This window comes from Ohtaekwangia koreensis, assembly GCF_900167975.1.
Lineage (GTDB): Bacteria > Bacteroidota > Bacteroidia > Cytophagales > Cyclobacteriaceae > Ohtaekwangia > Ohtaekwangia koreensis.
In genome coordinates this window covers 601,925-623,126 of record NZ_FUZU01000004.1, presented here as the reverse complement: position 1 = coordinate 623,126, position 21,202 = coordinate 601,925, and the positions used below count along the sequence as shown (strand labels likewise).

20 protein-coding genes are annotated in these 21,202 nt (G+C 39.3%); 2 read left to right on the top strand and 18 right to left on the bottom strand.

What is annotated here, in order from left to right:
* Nucleotides 1-18: 18 nt before the first annotated feature.
* The 4 genes from B5Y40_RS25965 to B5Y40_RS25950 all read right to left on the bottom strand — a co-directional run bounded on the left by B5Y40_RS25965 (nucleotide 19) and on the right by B5Y40_RS25950 (nucleotide 3,960).
* Nucleotides 19-1,173 carry an FAD-dependent oxidoreductase gene (locus tag B5Y40_RS25965; RefSeq protein WP_079689775.1) on the bottom strand — a complete coding sequence of 385 codons (1,155 nt, stop codon included), beginning with the start codon at nucleotides 1,171-1,173 and terminating at the stop codon, nucleotides 19-21.
* A 30-nt stretch (nucleotides 1,174-1,203) separates the two neighbouring features.
* Nucleotides 1,204-1,959, bottom strand: a complete 756-nt coding sequence (locus B5Y40_RS25960) for a helix-turn-helix domain-containing protein (RefSeq protein ID WP_079689774.1) — start codon at nucleotides 1,957-1,959, stop codon at nucleotides 1,204-1,206.
* 171 nt (nucleotides 1,960-2,130) lie between these two features.
* On the bottom strand, nucleotides 2,131-3,051 hold the full coding sequence (locus B5Y40_RS25955; protein ID WP_079689773.1) for a helix-turn-helix domain-containing protein: 921 nt from the start codon (nucleotides 3,049-3,051) through the stop codon (nucleotides 2,131-2,133).
* Between the two features lie 12 nt (nucleotides 3,052-3,063).
* A complete protein-coding gene (locus B5Y40_RS25950) occupies nucleotides 3,064-3,960 on the bottom strand; it encodes an NAD(P)H-binding protein (protein ID WP_079689772.1) in 897 nt (298 codons plus the stop codon).
* Between the two features lie 407 nt (nucleotides 3,961-4,367).
* Here B5Y40_RS25950 and B5Y40_RS25945 point away from each other — a divergent pair, with 407 nt between their 5' ends.
* Both B5Y40_RS25945 and B5Y40_RS25940 read left to right on the top strand, forming a co-directional pair.
* A complete protein-coding gene (locus B5Y40_RS25945; protein ID WP_143785947.1) occupies nucleotides 4,368-5,054 on the top strand; it encodes a hypothetical protein in 687 nt (228 codons plus the stop codon).
* On the top strand, nucleotides 5,042-5,758 hold the full coding sequence (locus B5Y40_RS25940; protein WP_079689770.1) for a hypothetical protein: 717 nt from the start codon (nucleotides 5,042-5,044) through the stop codon (nucleotides 5,756-5,758). Before B5Y40_RS25945 ends, B5Y40_RS25940 begins: the two co-directional genes overlap by 13 nt.
* A gap of 98 nt (nucleotides 5,759-5,856) precedes the next feature.
* Here the strand turns inward: B5Y40_RS25940 and B5Y40_RS25935 are convergent, their stop codons facing one another.
* From B5Y40_RS25935 to B5Y40_RS25865, 14 genes are all read right to left on the bottom strand, one after another.
* The gene (locus B5Y40_RS25935) at nucleotides 5,857-6,732 is read right to left on the bottom strand and encodes an alpha/beta hydrolase (protein ID WP_079689769.1); all 876 of its coding nucleotides are present in this window, start codon (nucleotides 6,730-6,732) and stop codon (nucleotides 5,857-5,859) included.
* Between the two features lie 388 nt (nucleotides 6,733-7,120).
* Nucleotides 7,121-8,068 carry a hypothetical protein gene (locus B5Y40_RS25930; RefSeq protein WP_143785946.1) on the bottom strand — a complete coding sequence of 316 codons (948 nt, stop codon included), beginning with the start codon at nucleotides 8,066-8,068 and terminating at the stop codon, nucleotides 7,121-7,123.
* 229 nt (nucleotides 8,069-8,297) lie between these two features.
* Nucleotides 8,298-9,062: a type I methionyl aminopeptidase gene (gene map, locus B5Y40_RS25925; protein WP_079689767.1), complete on the bottom strand. Its 765-nt coding sequence runs from the start codon at nucleotides 9,060-9,062 to the stop codon at nucleotides 8,298-8,300.
* Nucleotides 9,063-9,648: 586 nt separating this feature from the next.
* Nucleotides 9,649-9,948, bottom strand: coding sequence for a hypothetical protein (locus B5Y40_RS25915; protein WP_079689765.1), 300 nt, complete (start codon nucleotides 9,946-9,948; stop codon nucleotides 9,649-9,651).
* 197 nt (nucleotides 9,949-10,145) lie between these two features.
* On the bottom strand, nucleotides 10,146-10,340 hold the full coding sequence (locus tag B5Y40_RS30150) for a hypothetical protein (protein ID WP_394333196.1): 195 nt from the start codon (nucleotides 10,338-10,340) through the stop codon (nucleotides 10,146-10,148).
* Nucleotides 10,341-10,427: 87 nt separating this feature from the next.
* Nucleotides 10,428-12,881 (bottom strand): TonB-dependent receptor, encoded by a 2,454-nt coding sequence (locus B5Y40_RS25905; RefSeq protein ID WP_079689763.1) that lies wholly within the window; start codon nucleotides 12,879-12,881, stop codon nucleotides 10,428-10,430.
* A gap of 363 nt (nucleotides 12,882-13,244) precedes the next feature.
* Nucleotides 13,245-14,636 carry a toxin-antitoxin system YwqK family antitoxin gene (locus tag B5Y40_RS25900; RefSeq protein ID WP_079689762.1) on the bottom strand — a complete coding sequence of 464 codons (1,392 nt, stop codon included), beginning with the start codon at nucleotides 14,634-14,636 and terminating at the stop codon, nucleotides 13,245-13,247.
* A 534-nt stretch (nucleotides 14,637-15,170) separates the two neighbouring features.
* Nucleotides 15,171-15,470, bottom strand: coding sequence for a hypothetical protein (locus B5Y40_RS25895; RefSeq protein WP_079689761.1), 300 nt, complete (start codon nucleotides 15,468-15,470; stop codon nucleotides 15,171-15,173).
* Nucleotides 15,471-15,652: 182 nt separating this feature from the next.
* Entirely contained in the window at nucleotides 15,653-16,096 is a 444-nt protein-coding gene (locus tag B5Y40_RS25890) for a hypothetical protein (protein WP_143785945.1), read from the bottom strand.
* Between the two features lie 1,110 nt (nucleotides 16,097-17,206).
* A complete protein-coding gene (locus B5Y40_RS25885; protein WP_079689759.1) occupies nucleotides 17,207-18,067 on the bottom strand; it encodes a substrate-binding periplasmic protein in 861 nt (286 codons plus the stop codon).
* Nucleotides 18,068-18,439: 372 nt separating this feature from the next.
* The gene (locus B5Y40_RS25880; RefSeq protein WP_079689758.1) at nucleotides 18,440-19,015 is read right to left on the bottom strand and encodes a transposase; all 576 of its coding nucleotides are present in this window, start codon (nucleotides 19,013-19,015) and stop codon (nucleotides 18,440-18,442) included.
* Nucleotides 19,016-19,141: 126 nt separating this feature from the next.
* Nucleotides 19,142-20,026: an HNH endonuclease gene (locus tag B5Y40_RS25875; protein WP_079689757.1), complete on the bottom strand. Its 885-nt coding sequence runs from the start codon at nucleotides 20,024-20,026 to the stop codon at nucleotides 19,142-19,144.
* A 311-nt stretch (nucleotides 20,027-20,337) separates the two neighbouring features.
* Nucleotides 20,338-20,598: a hypothetical protein gene (locus tag B5Y40_RS25870; RefSeq protein WP_079689756.1), complete on the bottom strand. Its 261-nt coding sequence runs from the start codon at nucleotides 20,596-20,598 to the stop codon at nucleotides 20,338-20,340.
* Between the two features lie 22 nt (nucleotides 20,599-20,620).
* Nucleotides 20,621-21,073 (bottom strand): helix-turn-helix transcriptional regulator, encoded by a 453-nt coding sequence (locus B5Y40_RS25865; RefSeq protein WP_079689755.1) that lies wholly within the window; start codon nucleotides 21,071-21,073, stop codon nucleotides 20,621-20,623.
* Nucleotides 21,074-21,202: the final 129 nt, after the last annotated feature.

Below are 21,202 nucleotides of genomic sequence, written 5' to 3'. Positions count from 1 at the left end.
TTGTGCCAGTATATAAGTTTACTGTGCAAACATCGCCATCATATTAGATATAGCGTTTGCTGAATGTAGAGATTCTGTTTGCTCCAATGTTATTTTAGCAATATCGGAAGCTCTTGCCCGCATCTCTTTTTCATATTGCGCTATAGCGGATCTTGTGTCATCAAATTTATTGTTCGTGAGACATTCACTTAACATTACGGCATCCAGCATCGCCATGTTTACACCTTCGCCTGCATAGGGAGGCATTAGATGTGCGGCATCTCCCAGGAGCGTAATGTTCTCTTTTGCTTCCCATATTTGATCGAGAGGCATGCAATATTGAGGACGTGGTATAAAATAACTTTTATCATTATCGAATAACTCGTGCCACACAATATCCCAATCTGCAAACTCTCGTTTGAACCAGGCGAGGAGTTGTGACTTATCTTTAAAATCTATACCACTGTTACGAACCCAGAATTCATCTGTTTTGCAGCCGGTATAAAAAGCGAGACTTCCATCACCTTTAGAACTTACGATCAATGTTTTTTCTCCACCCATGGCAAAGATTTTTCCGCCTTTTAAAAACTCATGAATTCGAGGTGTTGTTTTTTTGGAATCATAAACCGTTCCTTCAATTACAGTAACGCCTGAGTAAAATGGTTTTATAGGTGTAATGAAAGGACGGACTTTTGAGTTCGCTCCGTCAGCACCGATAACTATATCTGCTGTAGCAGTGGCGTTTTGAAACTCAAGTTTCCAATGATCATCAACTGGTGACATGGATAAAAACTGACTGTTCCAAACAACGGTATCGGGTTGTAGCGAGTTCAATAAGATATCTCGCAACGGTCCGCGATCAATTTCAGGTCTGAAGTATACATCGCTAAACGATTCTGTACTCGTCTCTGTGTGTTGGTCGTAATAAATAGTAGCATTATGATCGGTGATGCGGATCTTGTCAGCACCAGGTCTATAGTTAGCTTCAAAAGCTTCTATGAGCCCAGCTTTTTTTATCGCCATAAGCCCGGATTCCTGGTGAAGGTCTAATGTAGCGCCTTGCACTCTCACATCGCGGTTTAGATCCCGCTCATATACTTTTACGTCAGCGCCTTGGATCTGTAAAAGTCTGGCCAGTGTTAAGCCTCCGGGACCGCCACCGATAATTGCAATCTTCTTGTTTTGGATCAACATATTGAAAGAATAGTTTGTGATGACACAAAACTATTTCTTCGTCAAGGTTGAAAATTGTATAAATCGGTCGTCTTTGTTTTTGGATAATTCTTTGGGTAGCACACCGGAGAATTTCTTTATCTCCTTTATAAAATGCGCCTGATCGGTAAAGTTTTGTTCTGGGAAAAGCTTGCCTTCTTTTATATGTTGGAAAGAAGCCCTGAAGCGTAAAATGTTACAGTACGCTTTGAGCGAGAGGCCGAACAACTGACTAAAGTAACGGTTTATTTGCCGGCTACTCCAATGCACTTGATCGGACATTTCTTTTACGGTGAGCGAGCCTTTCGATGTATACATCAGTTCAAAGAGTTTCTGTTTTCGGGGATCAACGTTTTCTTTTCGTAAGGCACTCAGTTTGGTTGATACTTTTTTACAGAAATCATCAAAGTTATTCAAGTCTTCGCGTGTAATTTCCCAAAAGCCTGAAAGTAAGTGTTGGCCATGGTTTAGTAAGTGCGGTATATCTATATCGAGTATATATTCAATGGCCAGCAGTTTAAGGCTTACCGCAAACATGATGCTTCCGGGCGAGAACATTATTTTACTGGGCTGACTTTCCAATCCAACGAGGCTTGCCCCAAAGGGCTCTGTTGCCGAATACGCAAATATGATATCGACTCTTCCATCGGGTAAAACAATAATCTCCCGCGCATTCTCCGAGTGATTTGTCAGCATCCAGAAACTTTCTACAAATTCAGAAAGCGATGCATCCGGCTTTACCATTTTATATTCAATGTCGTTGCTCATTCTGTATTTTACGCTTCTCCATTTAGGAAGTCGATAACCTTCTTCTTATTTGTTAGGTCGACTTTGAGATATAATTTCGTCTATCATCAATACAAATTAACTCGTTGTTTTTAAATCTGGATCTCGGGTCACAAGGAAAAATAGATATATACTATCTAAAAATAAGCTACCTCAATTAAACGACTGCCTGAAATCCAAAGGTGAAAGATTGGTTTTGGTTTTGAACAGCTTGCTGAACGATTGTGGATGTTCGAAGCCTAGCCTATAGGCAATTTCGCTTATTGATAAATTGGTAGTGGATAATTTCTCTTTAGCTTTTTCAATCAACTTATCATGTATATGCTGTTGCGTACTTTGCCCGGTTAATACTTTTAGCAATCCGCTTAAATAGTTAGGGGATACATTGAGTTGTTCGGCAATGTATTGAACAGTGGGTAACCCTTTTTTTATCAGATCATCGTCTTGAAAATACTCTGTGAGAATATTTTCAAGACGATCCAGAATTTTATGGTTGGCTATTTTTCGAGTGAAAAACTGACGGTGATAAAATCTATCCGCATAGGTGAGTAACAATTCAATATGGGAGATGATCACCATCTGACTAAATTTATCCATGTTCGAGCGATACTCTTGCTCAATGTTTTGTACAATGTTTGCGAGCATTGCTTCTTCTTTGTCTGAAGTGAACAGCGCTTCGTTAGCAGCATAACCGAAATATTCATACTGCTTGATAGTTTTGGCCAATGGTGTATTCCAAAAGAAATCCGGATGGATCAGTAAAATCCACCCCGATCGTTTTGGATCTTGGTTTTCTCCAACTTCAATTCCAAATACCTGGCCAGGTGCCATAAAAAACATAGTGCCCTCATCAAAGTCATATTCCTGCTGACCGTATTTCATCTTCGCGTGCATATTCCTTTTCAGGGATATAGAATAAAAATCGAAGACCCAACGTGTCGCATTATCAGCTGTTGACTGTTTGACCGTTTCATAATTGACCACACTGACAAGTGGATGTTCCGGTTTCGGTAAACCTCTGAGCCTATGATAGTCGGTTATCGTTTTAACCCGTTGAAGTTGCAAGCCTGCCATACCAAAATATAGTTAATCTTGTTTAAAAATCGCAGCAAATTCCTTTGCAAAATCTGTCACTTTAATTTTTCCTTCAACAGCTGGTTTATTTTTATAATAGTCTTCCGACAGTTTGCCGTTGTGAAGGCTTGCATACATTTCAACAAAATCAGGAGCTATCATTGGCGACATTCCCACTGCTTCTAAACTGCTGAGCATTTGTTCGTTAGTAATAGTAGTCCATTTCAAATCAGGTCTACCAATGGCAACGCCTAGTATACTTGCGATTTCATTACAGGTACGTTCGTCACTGGATACATAGCGTATTTTTCTGCCCGTAAGCGGTGTTACAATTTCTTCCGCAATCGCAGCAGCTATATCTATGGGAGAAACCATCACTACTTTGTCTTCGCCACCATAATTTGCTGCTATAGAACCAACGTTTTTTATCATCGGTATATAGTTGTATAAATTGTAGTAGAAATAGGTAGGACGCATATGTGTAATGCCCACACCCGATAATTCTTTCAGAATATTCTCTACATGGTGATGACCCAGAATTATACCAGAGTCCTTGTCAAGGTGCGCACCGATACTACTCAGGTGAACCACACGCTTTACGGCAGCCTGTTGAATAGCTTGTGCATAGTTACTTCCTATTCTTTGGTAGTATGCTACCAGGTCGAGGTCTTGATTGAAGTAATCGTTAGGAGGCAGCATACAGTATACCGCATCTGCACCGGTAAAAGTTGTGGTTAGAAAATCAATGTCTTCCACGGTGCCAATGGCGGCAGTCGCACCAAGTGCCTCAATGTCTTTTTGTTTTTCGGGTTTACTGCTGATCACGGTAATCGCGTGCCCTTTTTGTACCAACTCTTTTGTTAGCGGTTTGCTGATGTTGCCTAATGAACCTGTTACTATTATTTTCATTGTTTCTGTTTTTTGTATTGCAAAGCTCAGCAGTATCAAAAAAACAGATGTAGTCGAATCTACTGTTGTCGTAGTGAAAACTACGTCCGGCTTTGGTAGAGAGGTATTGCATTCCTTTCAACGTCTTTTCTCGGAAGGAATGTCCAGATAAAATCCGCACGTGGATAATGTTGCACATAATTAGGGTTGAGAATGAAGACGAACTGAAGATAATTTCAAAATAGTTTGGAATTATTTTTGAATTAAATGCCATGAATAATTCAGTGTGTGTCCCTAATTAGGGTAGTATATATATAATAACTGTACAGGTAATTATAGTACATGGTATAACGGCAGATATATACCTAATCAATGGGGTGTATTTTTATGATCATTAATTGAATATACTTGTAGATAATCAATCTACTATGATCTCAAATTTTACCTCTCTAAGAATTACTTTCGCTGTGATGGCAATAAGCTGCTTTGCCTGTGTTGAACAAAACGTACCGGTAAAAGATGAATCTACGAACGTCACCAGTAGCTCTGTATCGGTAGGCGATGATGCCGCCAGGAGTGGTGAGTCCAATCAATTTAACAGTACTGTAGGCGCACCCATTGAATATACTTTGGGCCAACGCTGGATCGAGAACTATGAAAGCCCCTGTGCAGATAAAAGTGGAACCTATACCATCAATGCGACTTCGCTTAAAGCTGTTTTGAATAATGGAAGTCCTGTAGGAGTGAGCCTTGTATATGCTTTAGATTTTCAGAAGCGACTGCACATCCTTCCTATTGGCGTAGATAGTAAGGGAAAGCGGATCAAACCTAACGTAGTGTATACGCAGAATGGAAATATAAGCTGGAAAACGGCTCAACAGTGGATATCAAATTATACAGGTTCAGTTCAGTCGCATTTTTTTGGTCAAAATACTTTTTCGCGTTTGTGGGCGAATGGTACCTCCGATATATTGATTGCCTTTGCTGCCGATGACAACAACAATCCACAATTACTTCTCAGCACTAAATCTGCTGCTGCGAGTAATGGTAAAACTGCCGCTAAGTCTGGTTTTGAAGATGCATCTTCACCATGCCCGCCAGTATGTCCGAAGTAATGAGCGAGATGGTGCTCCAGATTTCCCGGGCACTTATCTATATATCTTACTTTTCAATCGTTGTGCCTGGTTATTTCCTCTTGAGGAAGAGACACATTTTAAAGTTCAGGCAATACCGGTTATTGGGAATTCTATTTTTAGTTTCTGTGATAGCGGATGCTGGAAGTTTTATTTTAGCTCACTATGGAATATCCAATATACCGGTAATCAATCTTTATTTTATAGTTAGTTTCGGAATCATAAGCCTGATGTATGCGCGCTTGCTGCGCAGCACAAAACACTCTATATATTCTTTTTTCGGAGTCACTTTTGCTTTTTTTATTCTTGACTGCTGTTACATCCAGGGGTTTGGCACGTTGCAAAGCTATGTTGCAACCTTATGCGGTATTTTAGCAATAGGCTATTCAGTTATTTATTATGACCATTTATTAAATACAATACCGATATCAAGCATCAGGCGACTACCTTTTTTCTGGATCAACACAGCAGTAGCATATTATTTTAGTTTTAACCTCTTTATCCTGGTCTTCGGTACATTCATTTTTGAGAACCTGAAAGAAGTAGAGATCCAGGCAGTGTGGGTATTTCATAACCTGAACAACATTATTAAGAATGCGTTGTTTGCTATTGGACTATATTATGCCGGAGAAAAAAGAACAGTTCGGAAGGGACGTTTTTATAAGAGAGTACGGGCACGTATATAGTAACGTCAGACTACTGCTCGTCATGGATATATATGAGGGTTGTCGCTGTATGGGGTTTCTCTTTCCCTGTAAGCTGGATACCCCAGCAAGAGCGTGACTTAAGGATTCTTCCAGTCCTTGTATATAAACCGTAACGCATCGTAATAGGCAGGAAGCGGTTCTGTCATATGCGTTTCGTGGGAGTAGTAGTTATATTGATAGTTCAGTCCTGTTAATGTTTTTCCTTTTAGTATAGCATCAAGCTTCAGCACGTTTGTATGAAACGTACTGGAGTCGGACACACCTTCATTCGCATCGCTAAGGAAAAGTGTTTTGTTGAGCACGGCTCCTTTTTTTAGTTTTTGATCGGCAAGCTTCAATACATATTCCCGATCCCACCAAAGCGAAGGGCTAACAGAAATATACATCTGAAACATCTCAGGATGCGTGAAGAGACAATACACAGCCGCCAAGCCACCAAAGGAATGTCCTGCGAGAATATTATGAGGCTCTGTTTTATAATGGCTGTTTATATACGGCATCAGCTCCTCACGAATAAATTGCAGGAACCGCTCGTTGCCACCACTCGGTTTCATCCAGGAGACCTTGCTGGTATCAGGAAGACCAAAATAGTTAATGATGCTTTCCGTTGGTGTAAGGTCGCGTGTTCGCTTCGTGTTCACGATGCCTACGATGATCATCTGCGGGATCACGTTCACATCCCACCGGCCAAGATAATCCGAGTACTGCGAAAGCATATCGAAATGACTTTCCCCGTCCATCAGATACAATACAGGATAAGTCTTGTTAGGGTTTGTTGAGTCTGCCTTCGGGCAATGAATATAAATTGTACGCGTTTCGTTTAACACCTTCGAAGGAAACGTCAGGATTTTCTTCGTAGACTGAAGATACGGTGTGATTTTCTGTGCCGTGGCATTCAAGGCAATGAGCACAAAAAGCATAACAAAGATTGAGATACGGGAAGTCTGGGTCATGTATTCAAGCTAAGAATATTATACTATATATCGGTTTTCCTTGACGATAGTAATGGGCAAGGTCACGACACACTTAAGGTCTTTAATCATATCCCCGAAAACCAGACACCTCGTAATGTTGGGTCTAATATATTAGGAATAACATGTTCTTGTCCAATGTACGAATGCCTATATTTTCCTTTTGGCTTTTAAATTTTGGGAGCTCCTTTCCTTTGAATACTTTATGCTGCAAGATAAGATTGCATTAGATTAGTTATATGCAGTTATACCAGAGCCCAATACCAAACCATAGGGTAAGTCGTTGAAGCTTCCATTGAATTCGAACCAATAACGTGTCATAGATAGGTACATATGCGTAAATTAAATAACTGTATAAGGCATATGTTGCCTACTTCCTTTTAAATGTTTTTGCGACTTTCTTAAATAAATTGAGGTTGGCTTCATAGTCATCCATTGTTGTCCCTACCATTATATAGTACCCATTATCAGTGAACAGCATGACTTCATATACTAACTCTTTCGTTCCATCTGGTTTAGACACACCCTCTCCAACGAGTTCGTAGCCGGAAATTCCGTCTATCTTAATTTCACTTATTTTATTTTCGTCAAGTTTTATATGTGTATAAGGCATTCTTTTAATGCGATTTATTGCAATCAGTTTTTTGTCAATGCTCTGAACATTTACCAAGGAAAGCCCAACAATAAAATTTGTTTTATCATTTGATTCAGTCGGAACTTTTCCATCAACTGTATATAGAATCATTCCTGTCACGCTTTTACCAAATTTTAGTTTGGTGTTCTCTGTGTCCACGGTGAAGGAGATAGCACTTAAAGGGTCAACCGATAGTTTAGATTCATAAACAACTGAAAACATTGACTCCTGAATATCTTTGTCCAGTTCCGTATATTCTTTAGGGAAAATCCCATTGACCATGTAAGTAGCTTTGCTATCACCAAACACTAGAATGTATTTTGAGTAGTTCGTCCCGTATGCAAATTGTTCTGCTGTCAAAAAAAGTCCCTGACTTCCATTTATGTTAATGACTTCCTTTTTTTTAAGAATTACTCCTTGTGTCTTTAATCCTTGTTCGTTAAATCCTTTAGTCGATTCTGAAAACGGTCCTGGCATTTCCATTACAAGTAAAGATGCTCCGCTATTTATTTGTTGGAATCCCTGAAAACTTGTAGCGCTTATAAAGCCAGGCGGTGGTATTAAGAAGAACTTTGTCCCAGTAATTTGTTTGTGGTTGTCTGTTCTCGTGTTATTTATTTCCTTTTGACCAAAAGTCACACTAATTGTAAAGAGTCCGATTAATGTCAGTAACGGTCTTGTCATAAGAGTCCTTTTAAGAAATAGGAGAACCAAGGTTCGAGTATTAATAATTGCGTTTACTTTTAATTGTATAAATGGCTTATCTGCCTTACTCAATCTAGTCATCTAGTCATTCAGTCATTGATTTCTTTCTCAAAGTTATATTTATTATTTTGTGTATTCGGAACCCACAAAACATATATGCGTTTGTAGGGCAATGTTATTACGCAGTACTTACAAGCGCTCTCTTCCATCAATTCCATATTTCATTTATCTCGGTCAGCACAATCGGGGTTCCATCGGTAACAACAATAGTGTGCTCGTGTTGTGCCATGAAGCCTCCTTTATTTCCAACCATTGTCCAACCGTCTTTTTGTGTTTCAGCGTATGTAGAAGTTGTCGATATAAATGTTTCGATGGCAACCACGGAGTTTTTCTTAAACCTCGTAAGATTAGATTTATCGCTATAGTTCGCTATATCACTTGGTTCTTCATGAAGTGCTCGTCCTATTCCATGCCCCGTCAGATTCTTAATCACTTTGTAGCCTCTTCTTTTAGCTTCAGTTTCTATTAGAAAGCCTATATCAGATATACGTATACCACCTTTTATATTATGAATCACCCTATGTAGAATCTGCTTTGATGCATCAACAAGTTTTTGATGGTTGTTTATATCGGCACCAAGAACAAATGAGCCACCATTGTCTGACCAAAAGCCATCTAATTCCGCTGAGACGTCAATGTTAATTAAGTCTCCTTCTTGAAGTACTTTCTTGTCGGAAGGTATACCGTGACAAAATTCATTATTTATACTTATACATGTCCATCCTGGAAAACCATACGTTAAATAAGGCGCTGATTTTGCTCCTAAATCATTAAGGATTCGTCCGCCATACTCGTCCAATTCCTTCGTTGTCATGCCAGGGTGTGCATACTTTCTCATCTCCTTCAGCGTCAATGCAACAGCTTCGCTTATCTTTTGCATTCCAACCAATTCAGAATGTTTTGTTATTGACATATTTCTCTTTTTATCGTGTTATATATTCGACCAGTATAATAATGAATTTTCTTTTGATAATGTGCGGTATAAATCGGCCATCATGTAGAGCCTGACCTTTACTTATAAAACATAATTTCATAAGTCCGGTTCACAGAACTGGCAATACAAAGAGTTAATAACGTTACAGGAATCAAAATCGTGACGAAGTCCTTTTTTCTTAATTCCTCAATTAGCTCCAATTTATAGATAACGATTACTGTTCCGATTGTCAAAATTAATCCTATCAAAGTAAAGATCCCAAGAAACAGAATAGGTGAAGCTAAAGCTGTGACCGATCTTATCTCAATTGCAAACCAAAAAATACTTGGCAGAAGAAGAACGTAAAATAGTATGTAAATCTTAGGCCGTTTTGGCCCGGCTTGCTTGTCGCTAATTACTAAAAGATCTGAAAAAACTTCTATGATGTCAAGAATACTCATCTTCAAGAATTAAACGCTATCCATGGTTGCATATAGAAAAATTGATTAGTGACAGCCTTAAAAAAAATAGTAGTGCAATTCTTTCTGCTTCGAATGCAACCACCAATTGCTCACTTGCTTATTATCTAATCACCGTAAGCAATCAGACCGCTTTTATTTTCCTTTGCGATGTTAAAGAGTTTTAATAGTTCCCGGACATCAGCATCGTGGTGAAGTTTTTTGTTTTGGATTGTCTGCTGCATTTGTTCGATCAGGTCGGTGCCCCATCGAAAGGTTGAGTAAACGTCAAACCTTTCGCTAATGATACCTTTTTCTTGGAGGTTCTCGAACGTTTCCTCTTCCATACTATCTGCATAGGGCAGAGGAAACGGATTCAGGTTTCTTGGTTTCGGTTGATCGTCCGCTATGCAATATAGATTTAGCATGCGTGTAATTTATATAACTATAGATTGAGCCGCAAGTTTTAGTGCTACTCTTGGGTTTGGTAGAACAGATGCAAATGAGAATTGTTAATAAGACGCATGCCTGTGTTGATGTTCTTCACCAACAACACACACTATACCCACACGGAATTGAACATTTTGCGAATATCTGTTTCAATAGAGGACTTAATATCCATTGATTACAGGTATAATTCGTTCACCTGCTTGTTGGTGAAGAACACCAACAAGGGCGGACAGGTATATTCGTTCACCTGCTTATGGTGAAGAACGCCAACAAGGGCGGAGGGCGGAAGTTCGGGTATAGTAATTACTTCTCTGTCGGCATAAAAAAATGTTTTCAACTCTTCTTCAAAAACATATATACAGCCTGTCACGCTAACGATAAACACCACCAGCCCGGATGCGAGTCCGAGCCAGAGGTGAATTTTGCCGATTACTTTTTTGATTCAGTGCTGAATGGATTAGAACGTATAACCTACACTAAATAAGAAATTTCTGGGAGCACCCGGATTCACCGTTACGCTCGATCTTCCGCGACCGATCCAGTAAGTCTCATCAGTTACGTTGTTGATATTAAGCGATAACCGTACTTTTTCTATTTTATAGAATAGCGCAGCATCATAAACCGTATACCCCGGAAGTATCAGATCAGCGTACTGTGCCGTGGTTTGCTCGGTAACAAAATGGCCGCCCAGTGCAATGCCCACACCATCTAATATACCCCTGGATATATTGTATCGTAACCAGGCACCACCCATGTTATGAGGGGCAAATTCTTTACCCGTACCTACCAGTTCCGGATCGTCACTCTTGGTTATCGTTATATTGTTATAAGAATAATTCGCACTAATTGTGAGGTTCGGCAGCAATCTTCCGTTGATATCAACTTCCACACCCTTCGATACCTCCTGACCTCTTTGTTCCAGCAAGTCAGGATTGGAAGTATCATTGGCACTGATAAGTATATTATTCTGTTCAATGCGGTAAACCGCTGTCGTGATACTTAGCCTGTTATTAAACCAATCGCTTTTCCCTCCGAACTCGATCATATTACTGGTAAGCGGATCGAACGGACCACCATAAATGTCAGGATCTCCAATGATGCTGGCCGTCTGTGGCTGAAAACCTTCAACGTAGGTACTGTATAGATTAATATTTTTTGTCAAAGAATAAACAAGTCCTACGCGCGGTATCAGTGCGGTTTGTGTTACTTTTTTCTCATCGTCCTTTTTATAGTTTTCAAAATCTGCATAGAACTCTTTTCGCAACCCCAGCATCATTTGAAGCTTTCCGAATTTCAACTGATCCTGTATATATATACCGTTGGTATAGTATAGTGTCTGATCGCGTTCGGCTGTGGTGGTGAAATATGTACTGATGTCCTGCGGTATATAGTTCGGATTTGCCAAATCAAAGTTGGGCATATTGGGCACCGGGTTACCGTCTGCATCCAGCAGGTATTGGCTTGAGTTTGCAGGATTGTATGAACCTAAAGCTCTTGTGTTTGCAGCATTGCGGTAATTTCCTGCCAGGCTTGTTTGCCATGTACCGGCTGGTGTGCCTTGCTGGGCAAAATCATAGCCTATCAGTACCATGTGCTTCACCGGACCCGTGTTAACATCGAAGTTGAAATACGACATCATGTTGAAATTTGTAGTGCGTTGCGTACCTCTTTGCAGTCTCATCTCAACCAGTGTTGGTCTTTGATTGCCCTCACCATCGGGAGCGTATGCATTGTTTACACGATGTTCGAGATAATCACGATCGTAGCTATAGGTTATAAAGGATGTATTGAAAGATATATTTTGATTGAACTTGTGGTTCAGCGAACCAAGAAAAGAAAGACCCTGCTCTTTATTATAGCTGTTGGCATACGTTGCTATAAGCGATATAGGAGTGGAGTATAAAAGAGACTTTCCTTCGTAAGCACCCATTAAAGGCTGTCCACGGTCTACACGGCCATCAATGGAACTATAGATCAGATCAAGATCTATTCTCGTTTTTTGATTCGGCACAAACGACACAGAAGGAGCAACCAGTATATCTTTTCTTTCCTGCAAATCGCGGAATGATCCTGCATCCTGGTATGCTATATTTACCCGGTATAAAAGTGTTTTCGATTCATTTAGCGGTCCGGTAAAATCGCCTTCCGCGCGCATTGTACTAAAACTGCCAGCCGAAATGCTAATCGCTTGCAGCGATACATCCAGCGGCTTTTTAGTAACGCTGTTCATGGTTCCGCCCGGATCAGAATATCCATACAAAGCAGAGTTGGCTCCTTTAATGACTTCGACTCTTTCCAGATTGCTGATAAGCGTTGGGGTCCATCCTTTGCTGATCCTTAATCCATTGATCATAACATTACTACCGGTACCAAATCCGCGTATAGTCAGGTCTCCGGTTATTGATTCCTGGGTAACGCCACTGATATTTTTGACTATATCGGTGAAGCGAAAAGCTTTTTGGTCTTGTATCAGTTCTTTGGTTACATAACTTACAGCCTGCGGTATATCTTTCAGCGGAGCAGATGATTTTGAAGCCAAAGAAGAAATTTCATTTTGGTAGCTTCGTTCTCCGGTAATAACAATTTCATTTAGCTGACTCGCATCTTCCTGGAATGTAATATCCGGTACTACGGTTGTTTCACCAGCGCGCACATCAATGGCAAGCTCAACAGAATTGAGCCCTACAAAAGAAGCAACCAATATATACTGCCCTGGCGTAACGTTGGTGATTTCGAATTCGCCTTTGCTTTTGGTAACGGCACCTTTGCTGGTGCCCTTCAGAAGTATATTTATATATTCAGCAGGAGTCCCATCGCCCGTCTTTGTCACGCCACGAACCGAGCCCGTCTGATTCTGAGCAATGGCTGTGAACGTACATAGTAAAAATAATAGTAAGTAAAAATTACGCATAGTTTAAATTGAGTAAATAAGGTTTTATTCACGCTGGCCCCATTCAAGGTTTCCGATTAACATGGGCAATGTAATGTGTCCATACGGGCACATTATTTTTGAATGCAGTTTTGTTATTGTGGTAATACTTGGTTGGGATCGGTGTGATTGTTGTCCAAAGATGGTTGCTGCATAGTAATATGCGAAAGAACAGATGCGAATATTTGTAAATTTACCTTCGGGAAGTTATAGTGTGCCTGATTATATACCCTGTACAGGGTATATAGATCTATAAGATTGTCTACCGTATGATCTCGGGAGGTTAGCTCGGTTCGGGGTATAGTGTGTTTTCTCGTTTTGGAAATGGTTGTGGATTGGTAGCAGCTATACCCGATTTATATATTTACCGGTCGAACTGTCTAATTCTTCAAAATTTATCAGTTTACCCTGAGCGTTGTAATTTTTCCGTTCAATCATTCTGCCATTCAGATATTTTAGCTCTGCTTCTTTTTCACCGCCTCTGTAATACGCGAAGTAGGAGTAACCATCTATATTTTGTCCGTTATTTAAGAATTGCTCCCAACGTACTGCTCCATTTTCAAAGTATGAAACCATGTGTCCGTGATAATTTCCAAGACCATTGAATGGTTGTACAAATTGTAAGGCACCGGTATCATACCAGCTTTGCCATATTCCGGTTCTTTTTTTGTTCTCGTAAAATTTAACTTCCTTCAATTGCCCGTTTTCATGCCACCATTTCGCTTCACCCTCTATGTGGTCGTTACTATAATGAGCCTCATGTTTTACCTGTCCGTTTTTATAGAACTCCTGAACGAAACCATTTTTAATGAAATGATGAAGTTTACTCGATGGATTTTTTAAGTACTTATCGATATATAGTTCTTTGTCGTACCAGTTTTTCAGAATGTGCTCAACCTGCCACGGATGTAATGCATCAATCAATTCTTCAATATTGAATTCTACTTCTTCTTGTGTCTCTGCTATATGTTGGATTTCAGCAAGTGCCGGATCTATTTTTAGGTTATGGTATGCCTGAAGTTTGTGATGTCCGTCTAAAATATAGTTTGCAGAGCCCCAGGAGTGGTCAGATATACTGCCATCCGTATTGGTGATTAACTTCTCAAGAGAACAATTAAAAATGATAGCGAAAGGTCGCTCGCCTGCTTTGATTCGTTCTTCAAAGTAAGCAACTCTTTCCTGATTCATTTCTGATTTCAGTTGTGTTGCAATGAAAGCGACTGATTGTCCATCGTAGAAGTTATCCGTTGAGTAGTCAATTATATCAAATGTGGATTCATTATTTTGCTTTCGTATACTAATCCAGTTTTCATACTCTTCCCTTTTGGACTCAGCCGACAGAACGTTAACCGGATTCGAGATCATTATGTACCAGTTGTTGCGATGCGTGCTCTGATAATTGTCGGCCGAAGATTTGTAGTATAGTAAAGTGTTATTCTCGCTTGAGTAGAAATTTATAGAAAGGTTGCCATTCGGTAAAAGCGCCAGAAGCGGAAGTAGTATTTCTTTCAGTTCATCTGGTGAATGTGTATAGTCTTTATTGATGTTGTCAACGATATTCTTTTTCAACGCATTTCTTTCATTCGAATCATACGGTAAAGCGCAAAGATATTTCCCGACAGAACCATGGCAATCATACCAAACCACAGTCAATGGTTTGGTGAAACGAAAGTAACTTCCTATTTCACTGAGCCTGATGGATATTTTGTTTGTGCCGGATGAATTGGAGAATATCATTATTCAATACATGTTTTCTTTGGGGAATATACAGTTATGCGCAAGAATCCAGGCAATTGTAAATACATGGCTGGTAAAGTAAAGGCTTCCGTGGCGGATCTAATCTATGAATCCTCTCATGCCTTTGTTGGTGTTCTTCACCAACAACACGCACTATACCCACACTGAATTGAACATTTTGAGAATATCTGTTACCATAGAAAACTTAATATCCATTGATCGCAGGTATAATTCGTTCACCTGCTTGTTGGTGAAGAACACCAACAAGGGCGGGAATATAGTGTATTGTGAGTCTTTAGACTATGCCCGACACTTGTAATCTCTTTTTTCTCTTGACTACAAGAACTAATTACTAAATCCAAAAGAAGAACTAGTATCAATGGGATCTTCATTTTTCCAATCATAATTTTGTCTAGTTTCATTTCGCCATATTGCAGCTAACGTTTATGTATAAGCCGTTGCGCTGAGCAAAAATGAAAAAATGTCCTCCTTATCAGCGCCATGGATTTTACATTTTGTTGTTGGCTGTTTTCGCTAATCCACATTTTGTGAGTCGTCTAAAAATTTGTCCAGAGCTTGGAAGAATTTTGTCTTGTAAGGTTCCTCCAGCGATTCTATGTGCTCGCCAAAATGGTCTGTCAGTTCAAACAAAATTGTTTCTCTTATTTTCTCTCTTGATTCTTTACGGTGTCTTAGTCCTAGAACCTTATTTGTCAAGTAGTCGTATTCGTCAACTGGCGATTCAAGGGCAATGAGTCCGCAAGGGTCAAACTCGTTCATTGAAGTCCTGAGTTGTTCAAGGTCCTTTTTGTATTTGTCTTTTAGTGCATTCATGGATCAAATTGTCCAGCGAAAATTGCCCACAATGTTTTGATATAAGGCGTGTGCGATTAAGTTTTGTTTGTTAAAGGAAGGACGACTAACAAACAAAACCTACACGTCACTGTCCCCCGAAACGAAATAAAGGTTAGAAGTTGTACACGTGAATTCAAATTGCTCCAGCACATGCATTATATCTATTGTTGGCGGTTGTGCTGCCTATTCCGCTCTTTATCAGTTTCTCCTACAATTCTGGATACTTTAACTTTAATTGCATCGAAGTCCTCTTGATTCCATGTAAAATGCTTGCTAAAAATATGTCCTATTAGATAGCCGTCATTTTTAAGTAAAGTAATCACATCATACATAGCTGTGGTCATACCGTCTGATAACCGGTCAGGAGAAAACCTGATTTCACTATATTTAATAGAATCTATATTCTGTTTCTCGTCCACTGTCTTTGACCTTACAGTAAGTTCATTTGTTGTGTCATTAAAATTCAGTTCCACTATTATTTTTCTGTTTTTATAATGCCCCCTAATCAAAAGAACTACTACAACGGTAACTAATATTCCCGCCACGATTATGAGTGCTACTGTACCGGAACTCATGTGGGTAATACCTTCTAGAACTTTTCCCATTAGTCTTCTACTATGTTGTCCCTCATGAAACATCAGTGAATAGACAAACGCCACTATAATAAAGAAGCAGAAGGGCCACCAAACAAGTTGCATCATTTGCAAAGATCTGGCCCTTTGGAAAAACTTCTGGTCACTCGACTCAAACTTTGTTTTATTACCCAATGAATTCATTGTCAATTATTGAATCTTTCTAGGCAGCATTACCGCCAACATTCCAATATAAGAACATCGTTGCCTATACAAGCGTTTGTAAACGAATGTAATAGATTAATTCTGTAGCCAAAAGATATATAACTATAAATTAGATTGCAAATTCAGGTATTGTTTTAGTTCGGCTAGTATACCTTTGTCGGCAAAGGGATTATGGGTGACAGTTTAATTATGCCTGAACATATATATTTAGGCATTGTAGCGGCTGATGCAGCTAACAAGGATGTATACCTAGATCTTTTGAATCAAGGAAGCATCCTACTGAATAAAGTAAATTTTTTTTTATTGATGTTTTTAACCAATTCTGTAGAAGAGTAGGAATTGTCAGACTGTTGTATTAAGTAATAGAACATTATATGAAAAAGAAGCATAAAGTATATATCATTTTGACCGGCATTGTCATATCCGGTATTTGGGGAATGTTGAGTACTTAGTTTACTATTACAGTACCCCTATAACAAAGCTGTGACTGCCATTATTTATATGATATACCTGATCATTGGAGTTAAGATAATCGCTAGTAAAGCAAAGAAAGACTTGAACGTATCGTGACACGCATGCTTCGTTGGTAAACTCAAACCCTCCCTTTGTTGTGTTCTTCACCAACAACACACTATACCCACACTGAATTGAACATTTTGAGAATATCTGTGCTATAGAAAACTTAATATCCATTGAGCGCAAGGTATAATTCTCTCACCTGATTGACCTGGATCGATAGCTGCTTTTCAACTATAGATCACCTGTGGTCAATCGTACCTTTACACAGTTACTTAGACGCTACCTCATAAATTAAAGTAGGTTTGGAAGATCGGAAGGACATTGTTTCAAATGTCTCCTCCTATATTCTTTTCGTTTTTGAGCGCTGAATTCAACACTACAGATAGTTGAAATAAGGAATTATCTAATCTTTGTAAACTTCAATACACTTTGTCCTAAGTGGTTGGTGATAATCTTATTGAATTGCACGCTGTTAATAAATCCGGAGTTCATGAATTCGGTAAGCAGTGGATTCCAGTCGTTGCTTATCGGCATGATAATACCAAACTCTTCGCCATCTTCATCGCCGACTGCATGACGCTTAATAGTTTCCCCACTTTGTAACCCTTTCAGATAGTAGGTGAAATCAGCAGAGGTAAATGTTTTTGGATTCGTTGCAATGGCCTCGATGGACTTAGCGAATGAAGGTGTATACTCGATAATCATGTTGGGGTAGTATTTCTTTTTAATGTCGAGTATGCGTGCTTCGTTTGTAGATCCCTTTACAATAACTGCTTTCATTTGTGCAAAGGCTGTCGATATATTTTTAATATCGGTAAGTTCTGGAACACTGTTGTTAGTAAGGATCATCGACACATTTCTAAGAAATGGAGGGCTGAAGTTATACGATTTCTTTCTTTCTTCTGTGATGGTAGTATTGCTAAGGCCAAACACACCACCTTTGGAAGCTTTCACGACACTTAGGAATTTCGGAAAGTCATTAGCATCATCTGTTTTGTACTCAAAGGTCACGACAATGCCTTTTTTATCTTTTACATATTTTGCAAACTCGGTCATCAGGTCGTAGCATAAGCCTTCTGGTTTTGTGCCATTCATTCTGGCAAGTCCAGGCGAATCGGAGTGAGTGAGTATCCAGGTAGCTCGTTTACTCTCTTTGGCTGATGCATAAGTATCGCCTTTAAGTTGTGCGAAGGTTGAAGTATTAAAAAAACAAACGAGCGCAAGAATGAAGCAAAACGTGATCGAAATTCGTCTTTTCATATTGGTAATAGTTTATAGGTGAAGTATAGGAATTATTGATTGTTCTTTGTAAAGATTATATCGCCCGGTGAACATTTTCATCACACGGATATGACAAATATCGCCTAATAAATCTTCCTCGGTTATTGTTCACCCATGACAAAGAAGTAGACATCATCAAACCAACGCTTATTTACAAAGCGTAAACGATTGACATCTCCAGAAATGCACCAATTTGTTGGGGGGATTTGGCGAGTGGTACATTCGCAAGAACTCATGCCCTTGTTGGTGTTCTTCACCAACAACAACATTATACCCACACTGAATTGAACATTTTGAGAATATCTGTTACCATAGAAAACTTAATATCCAATGATTGCAGGTATAATTCGTTCACCTGCTTGTTGGTGAAGAACACCAACAAGGGCGGAGGTATATACCCTGGTTGCCCGATATATAGTACTGTGCAGAGCTGTGCATGTAATCTTGTGACTGTTGTACCAAATTCCATTTACCACGACAGGGATTCTCATGTATATAGTTTAGCTTTTGTTGCAAGAACTTGTCTGAGGAACATTCTTTCCAATCAAAGGATGGTTCAAATACTTCGTGAAGCTTGCCGCGTAGTCTTTCGTTCTTTTTTACAGATGACGATAACTTGTCTAATATATCATCGTTCGCCTGTTCTTTTAATTTGGCAATCAGTTCGTACGCTATAAAACGTTTACCGTTTCCGATTATAGCGTTAATAGACTGCCCCTGCGTATTTCGGAAAGCCAGCAATGCATGTATGTGATTAGGCATTATTACATATCCAGTAATATAGTGACCTTTTCTCTTTAGATAATCGAACCATTTGTAAATGGAGTCATATCCGTTGCAAATTTCGAATAATGGAAGCCATTGGCAGCAAGTAAAAGTTATAAAATATATACCGCTATATTCTGTGATTTCTTTTCGTACACTCATGTGTTTTTGCAATAGGAGGTAACGGTTTCTTTGGCCTAACGATCTTTGTATCTTATCTTCTTCTTGTGTGCTTCCGTCAGAGTCCTCGAGGCGAGAGACTTTGCGGAGACTTAGGGGCACTTATTCTTATAATTTTTTCCACTTGTCTAAAACGTTTTTGGTTTCTTTAATTCTTATTCCAAGCCGTTGCACCAAATTTCTCTCGGCAAGGAAATAGTCCTCTAAGTCTATCCCCAACTGCTTTACCGTGTCCTTAATTGTATGTACTCCTCCCGTCTTAAATCCCCATCTAAATTTCAAAGCATTAAATTGACTTGTCGAAAGTTCATAAGGTCTTTTACCTTGAAAAAAAACTGTTACGTCACTAAAGTAATTTACTGCTATGTCCTCAAAAGCCGTCAACTCACCATCAGCTAAATGGTCTGCATAGTCTTGTGCTGTTGGCGCTCTCTTATTGTCTCTCTTAAAGTCATGTCCAAATGCCACAGCTGCCCTCAACAACCACACACCTTTATCATCATCCGGCTCAGTTAAATGATCGATAAATGATTCGACTAAATACTCTTTTTCGAATTTCTTTCCCCTTTTTCTATTACAGCTACTGCAAAGCAAACGAATATTGTTCTCCTCTGACGATCCTCCTTTTGACCATGGTATCACATGATCAAATTCTATATCGTCATCCTTTACTGACTTCCCGCAAACACTACAAATTTGATTTTCTCGTTTTAGGACCCGGAACTGGGTGACTCTTGGGATCTGTCGAGATATATTTCGCAATTCCTTTGTCTCCGTAAAGGGCTCAGCCATGGTAAAAACAGGGCAGTCGTGCCCGAATATTCTACAGCTTTTATCATCTCTTTTTTCTTTTAAAGGAAAGTCCTCTACCAATGGACCATACGGACAATACTTCAATTCCCAACATGGTTTACAAACAGCTTTAACACGCTTTTTCCAATTGATTTTCTTACCCCATTGAGCGTACCCATTTCCTTCTTTTTTATTCTCCATGGTTGCTTGAATTGGTCTTTGTTTATCCTGGTTACAAATGATCTTGGACTCTAAGAATACTTTTTAGTTTCATTCTTTGCGATGCAAGATTTAAAAGCTCATTAGAACCTTCTAGTTCCTCAAAGTACAAATTGCCGTCTGAGCGGAGTCTCCCGCCTCGGGGACTCAGCGACACTGAGCGCACAAAGTTTATTAATCAAGTATACCGCTATATTCTGTGATTTCTCTTCGTACACTCATGTGTTTTTGTAAAAGGTAACGATCTCTTTAGCTTAACTATTTTTGTATCCTTATCTTCTTGTGTGCTTCCGTCAGAGTCTCCGAGGCGGGCTCAACTCATCAATTTCGTCATCACTTTCACACTGAATGAGAAGACCAGTATTAACTTTGATTGATTGTGCTTCTCTCATGCCTTCTATACCGACAATCCTTCTTTTGCGAATTTTATTCAGCGCACTGAATTCAATGGTGTCCCCGATGAAAATTGTACCTTCGGATATATAGCCTGTTAATACCAATCCCCTTCCTGTAATTTTGAAGGTGTCTGTTATTATATATTTAGCGTTCGACAAATTCTTGTAGCCAGATAAAAAATTATTTTCTCCCCTCCAAAACCTTTTGCAACAACGCAATCTTCTCATCCTTTTCTTTCAACAAAGCTTCGGTAAGTTTTTCATTTCGGATAAACAGTTCTCTTATTTCAGTCTTAAGAGATTTAATTTCTATCAGCGCTTCATCCATTGAATAAAATGTAGGATTGTAATTTATACCGTTGAGAATAGCATGTTCGGTAAAGGTGTTTGAAATGATATTCACTGCAGTCTCTTCATTAAAATTCTTAATAGCCTCAGCTGGCACCTTCAACGCACCAGCAAGTTCATCCAACAAAGCGGCATCAATGACTTCTTTACCTTCCAGCATGGAGATTTTCTTTTGTGACCAGTCGCCACCGAGTTGGTCTGCAAGGGCTTCTTGTTTAAGGCCTAACATTTCGCGGAAGCGTTTTACATTTCGTCCCTGGTGTATGGTGCGGTTATCGTTTGTCATGTTTCAAATATAGCAGTAAATAGAAATCAAATGTAATTCTAAAGTATTCATTCTGCAGGGTATCATTCCCGGTTTACGGAATAGTATATCTTTCTGCCACAGCGCTACTTGCTGCCACGTTAAACGAAA

What these genes read in the sequence shown, in the direction of transcription:
- B5Y40_RS25950 (WP_079689772.1), bottom strand. Translation starts at nt 3,960, where the DNA reads ATGAAAATAATAGTAACAGGTTCATTAGGCAACATCAGCAAACCGCTA.
- B5Y40_RS25875 (WP_079689757.1), bottom strand. Translation starts at nt 20,026, where the DNA reads ATGGAGAATAAAAAAGAAGGAAATGGGTACGCTCAATGGGGTAAGAAA.
- B5Y40_RS25960 (WP_079689774.1), bottom strand. Translation starts at nt 1,959, where the DNA reads ATGAGCAACGACATTGAATATAAAATGGTAAAGCCGGATGCATCGCTT.
- B5Y40_RS25865 (WP_079689755.1), bottom strand. Translation starts at nt 21,073, where the DNA reads ATGACAAACGATAACCGCACCATACACCAGGGACGAAATGTAAAACGC.
- B5Y40_RS25945 (WP_143785947.1), top strand. Translation starts at nt 4,368, where the DNA reads ATGATCTCAAATTTTACCTCTCTAAGAATTACTTTCGCTGTGATGGCA.
- B5Y40_RS25965 (WP_079689775.1), bottom strand. Translation starts at nt 1,173, where the DNA reads ATGTTGATCCAAAACAAGAAGATTGCAATTATCGGTGGCGGTCCCGGA.
- map (WP_079689767.1), bottom strand. Translation starts at nt 9,062, where the DNA reads ATGTCAATAACAAAACATTCTGAATTGGTTGGAATGCAAAAGATAAGC.
- B5Y40_RS25930 (WP_143785946.1), bottom strand. Translation starts at nt 8,068, where the DNA reads ATGACAAGACCGTTACTGACATTAATCGGACTCTTTACAATTAGTGTG.
- B5Y40_RS25895 (WP_079689761.1), bottom strand. Translation starts at nt 15,470, where the DNA reads ATGAATGCACTAAAAGACAAATACAAAAAGGACCTTGAACAACTCAGG.
- B5Y40_RS25915 (WP_079689765.1), bottom strand. Translation starts at nt 9,948, where the DNA reads ATGCTAAATCTATATTGCATAGCGGACGATCAACCGAAACCAAGAAAC.
- B5Y40_RS25890 (WP_143785945.1), bottom strand. Translation starts at nt 16,096, where the DNA reads ATGGGAAAAGTTCTAGAAGGTATTACCCACATGAGTTCCGGTACAGTA.
- B5Y40_RS25880 (WP_079689758.1), bottom strand. Translation starts at nt 19,015, where the DNA reads ATGAGTGTACGAAAAGAAATCACAGAATATAGCGGTATATATTTTATA.
- B5Y40_RS25905 (WP_079689763.1), bottom strand. Translation starts at nt 12,881, where the DNA reads ATGCGTAATTTTTACTTACTATTATTTTTACTATGTACGTTCACAGCC.
- B5Y40_RS25935 (WP_079689769.1), bottom strand. Translation starts at nt 6,732, where the DNA reads ATGACCCAGACTTCCCGTATCTCAATCTTTGTTATGCTTTTTGTGCTC.
- B5Y40_RS25900 (WP_079689762.1), bottom strand. Translation starts at nt 14,636, where the DNA reads ATGATATTCTCCAATTCATCCGGCACAAACAAAATATCCATCAGGCTC.
- B5Y40_RS25940 (WP_079689770.1), top strand. Translation starts at nt 5,042, where the DNA reads ATGTCCGAAGTAATGAGCGAGATGGTGCTCCAGATTTCCCGGGCACTT.
- B5Y40_RS25955 (WP_079689773.1), bottom strand. Translation starts at nt 3,051, where the DNA reads ATGGCAGGCTTGCAACTTCAACGGGTTAAAACGATAACCGACTATCAT.
- B5Y40_RS25885 (WP_079689759.1), bottom strand. Translation starts at nt 18,067, where the DNA reads ATGAAAAGACGAATTTCGATCACGTTTTGCTTCATTCTTGCGCTCGTT.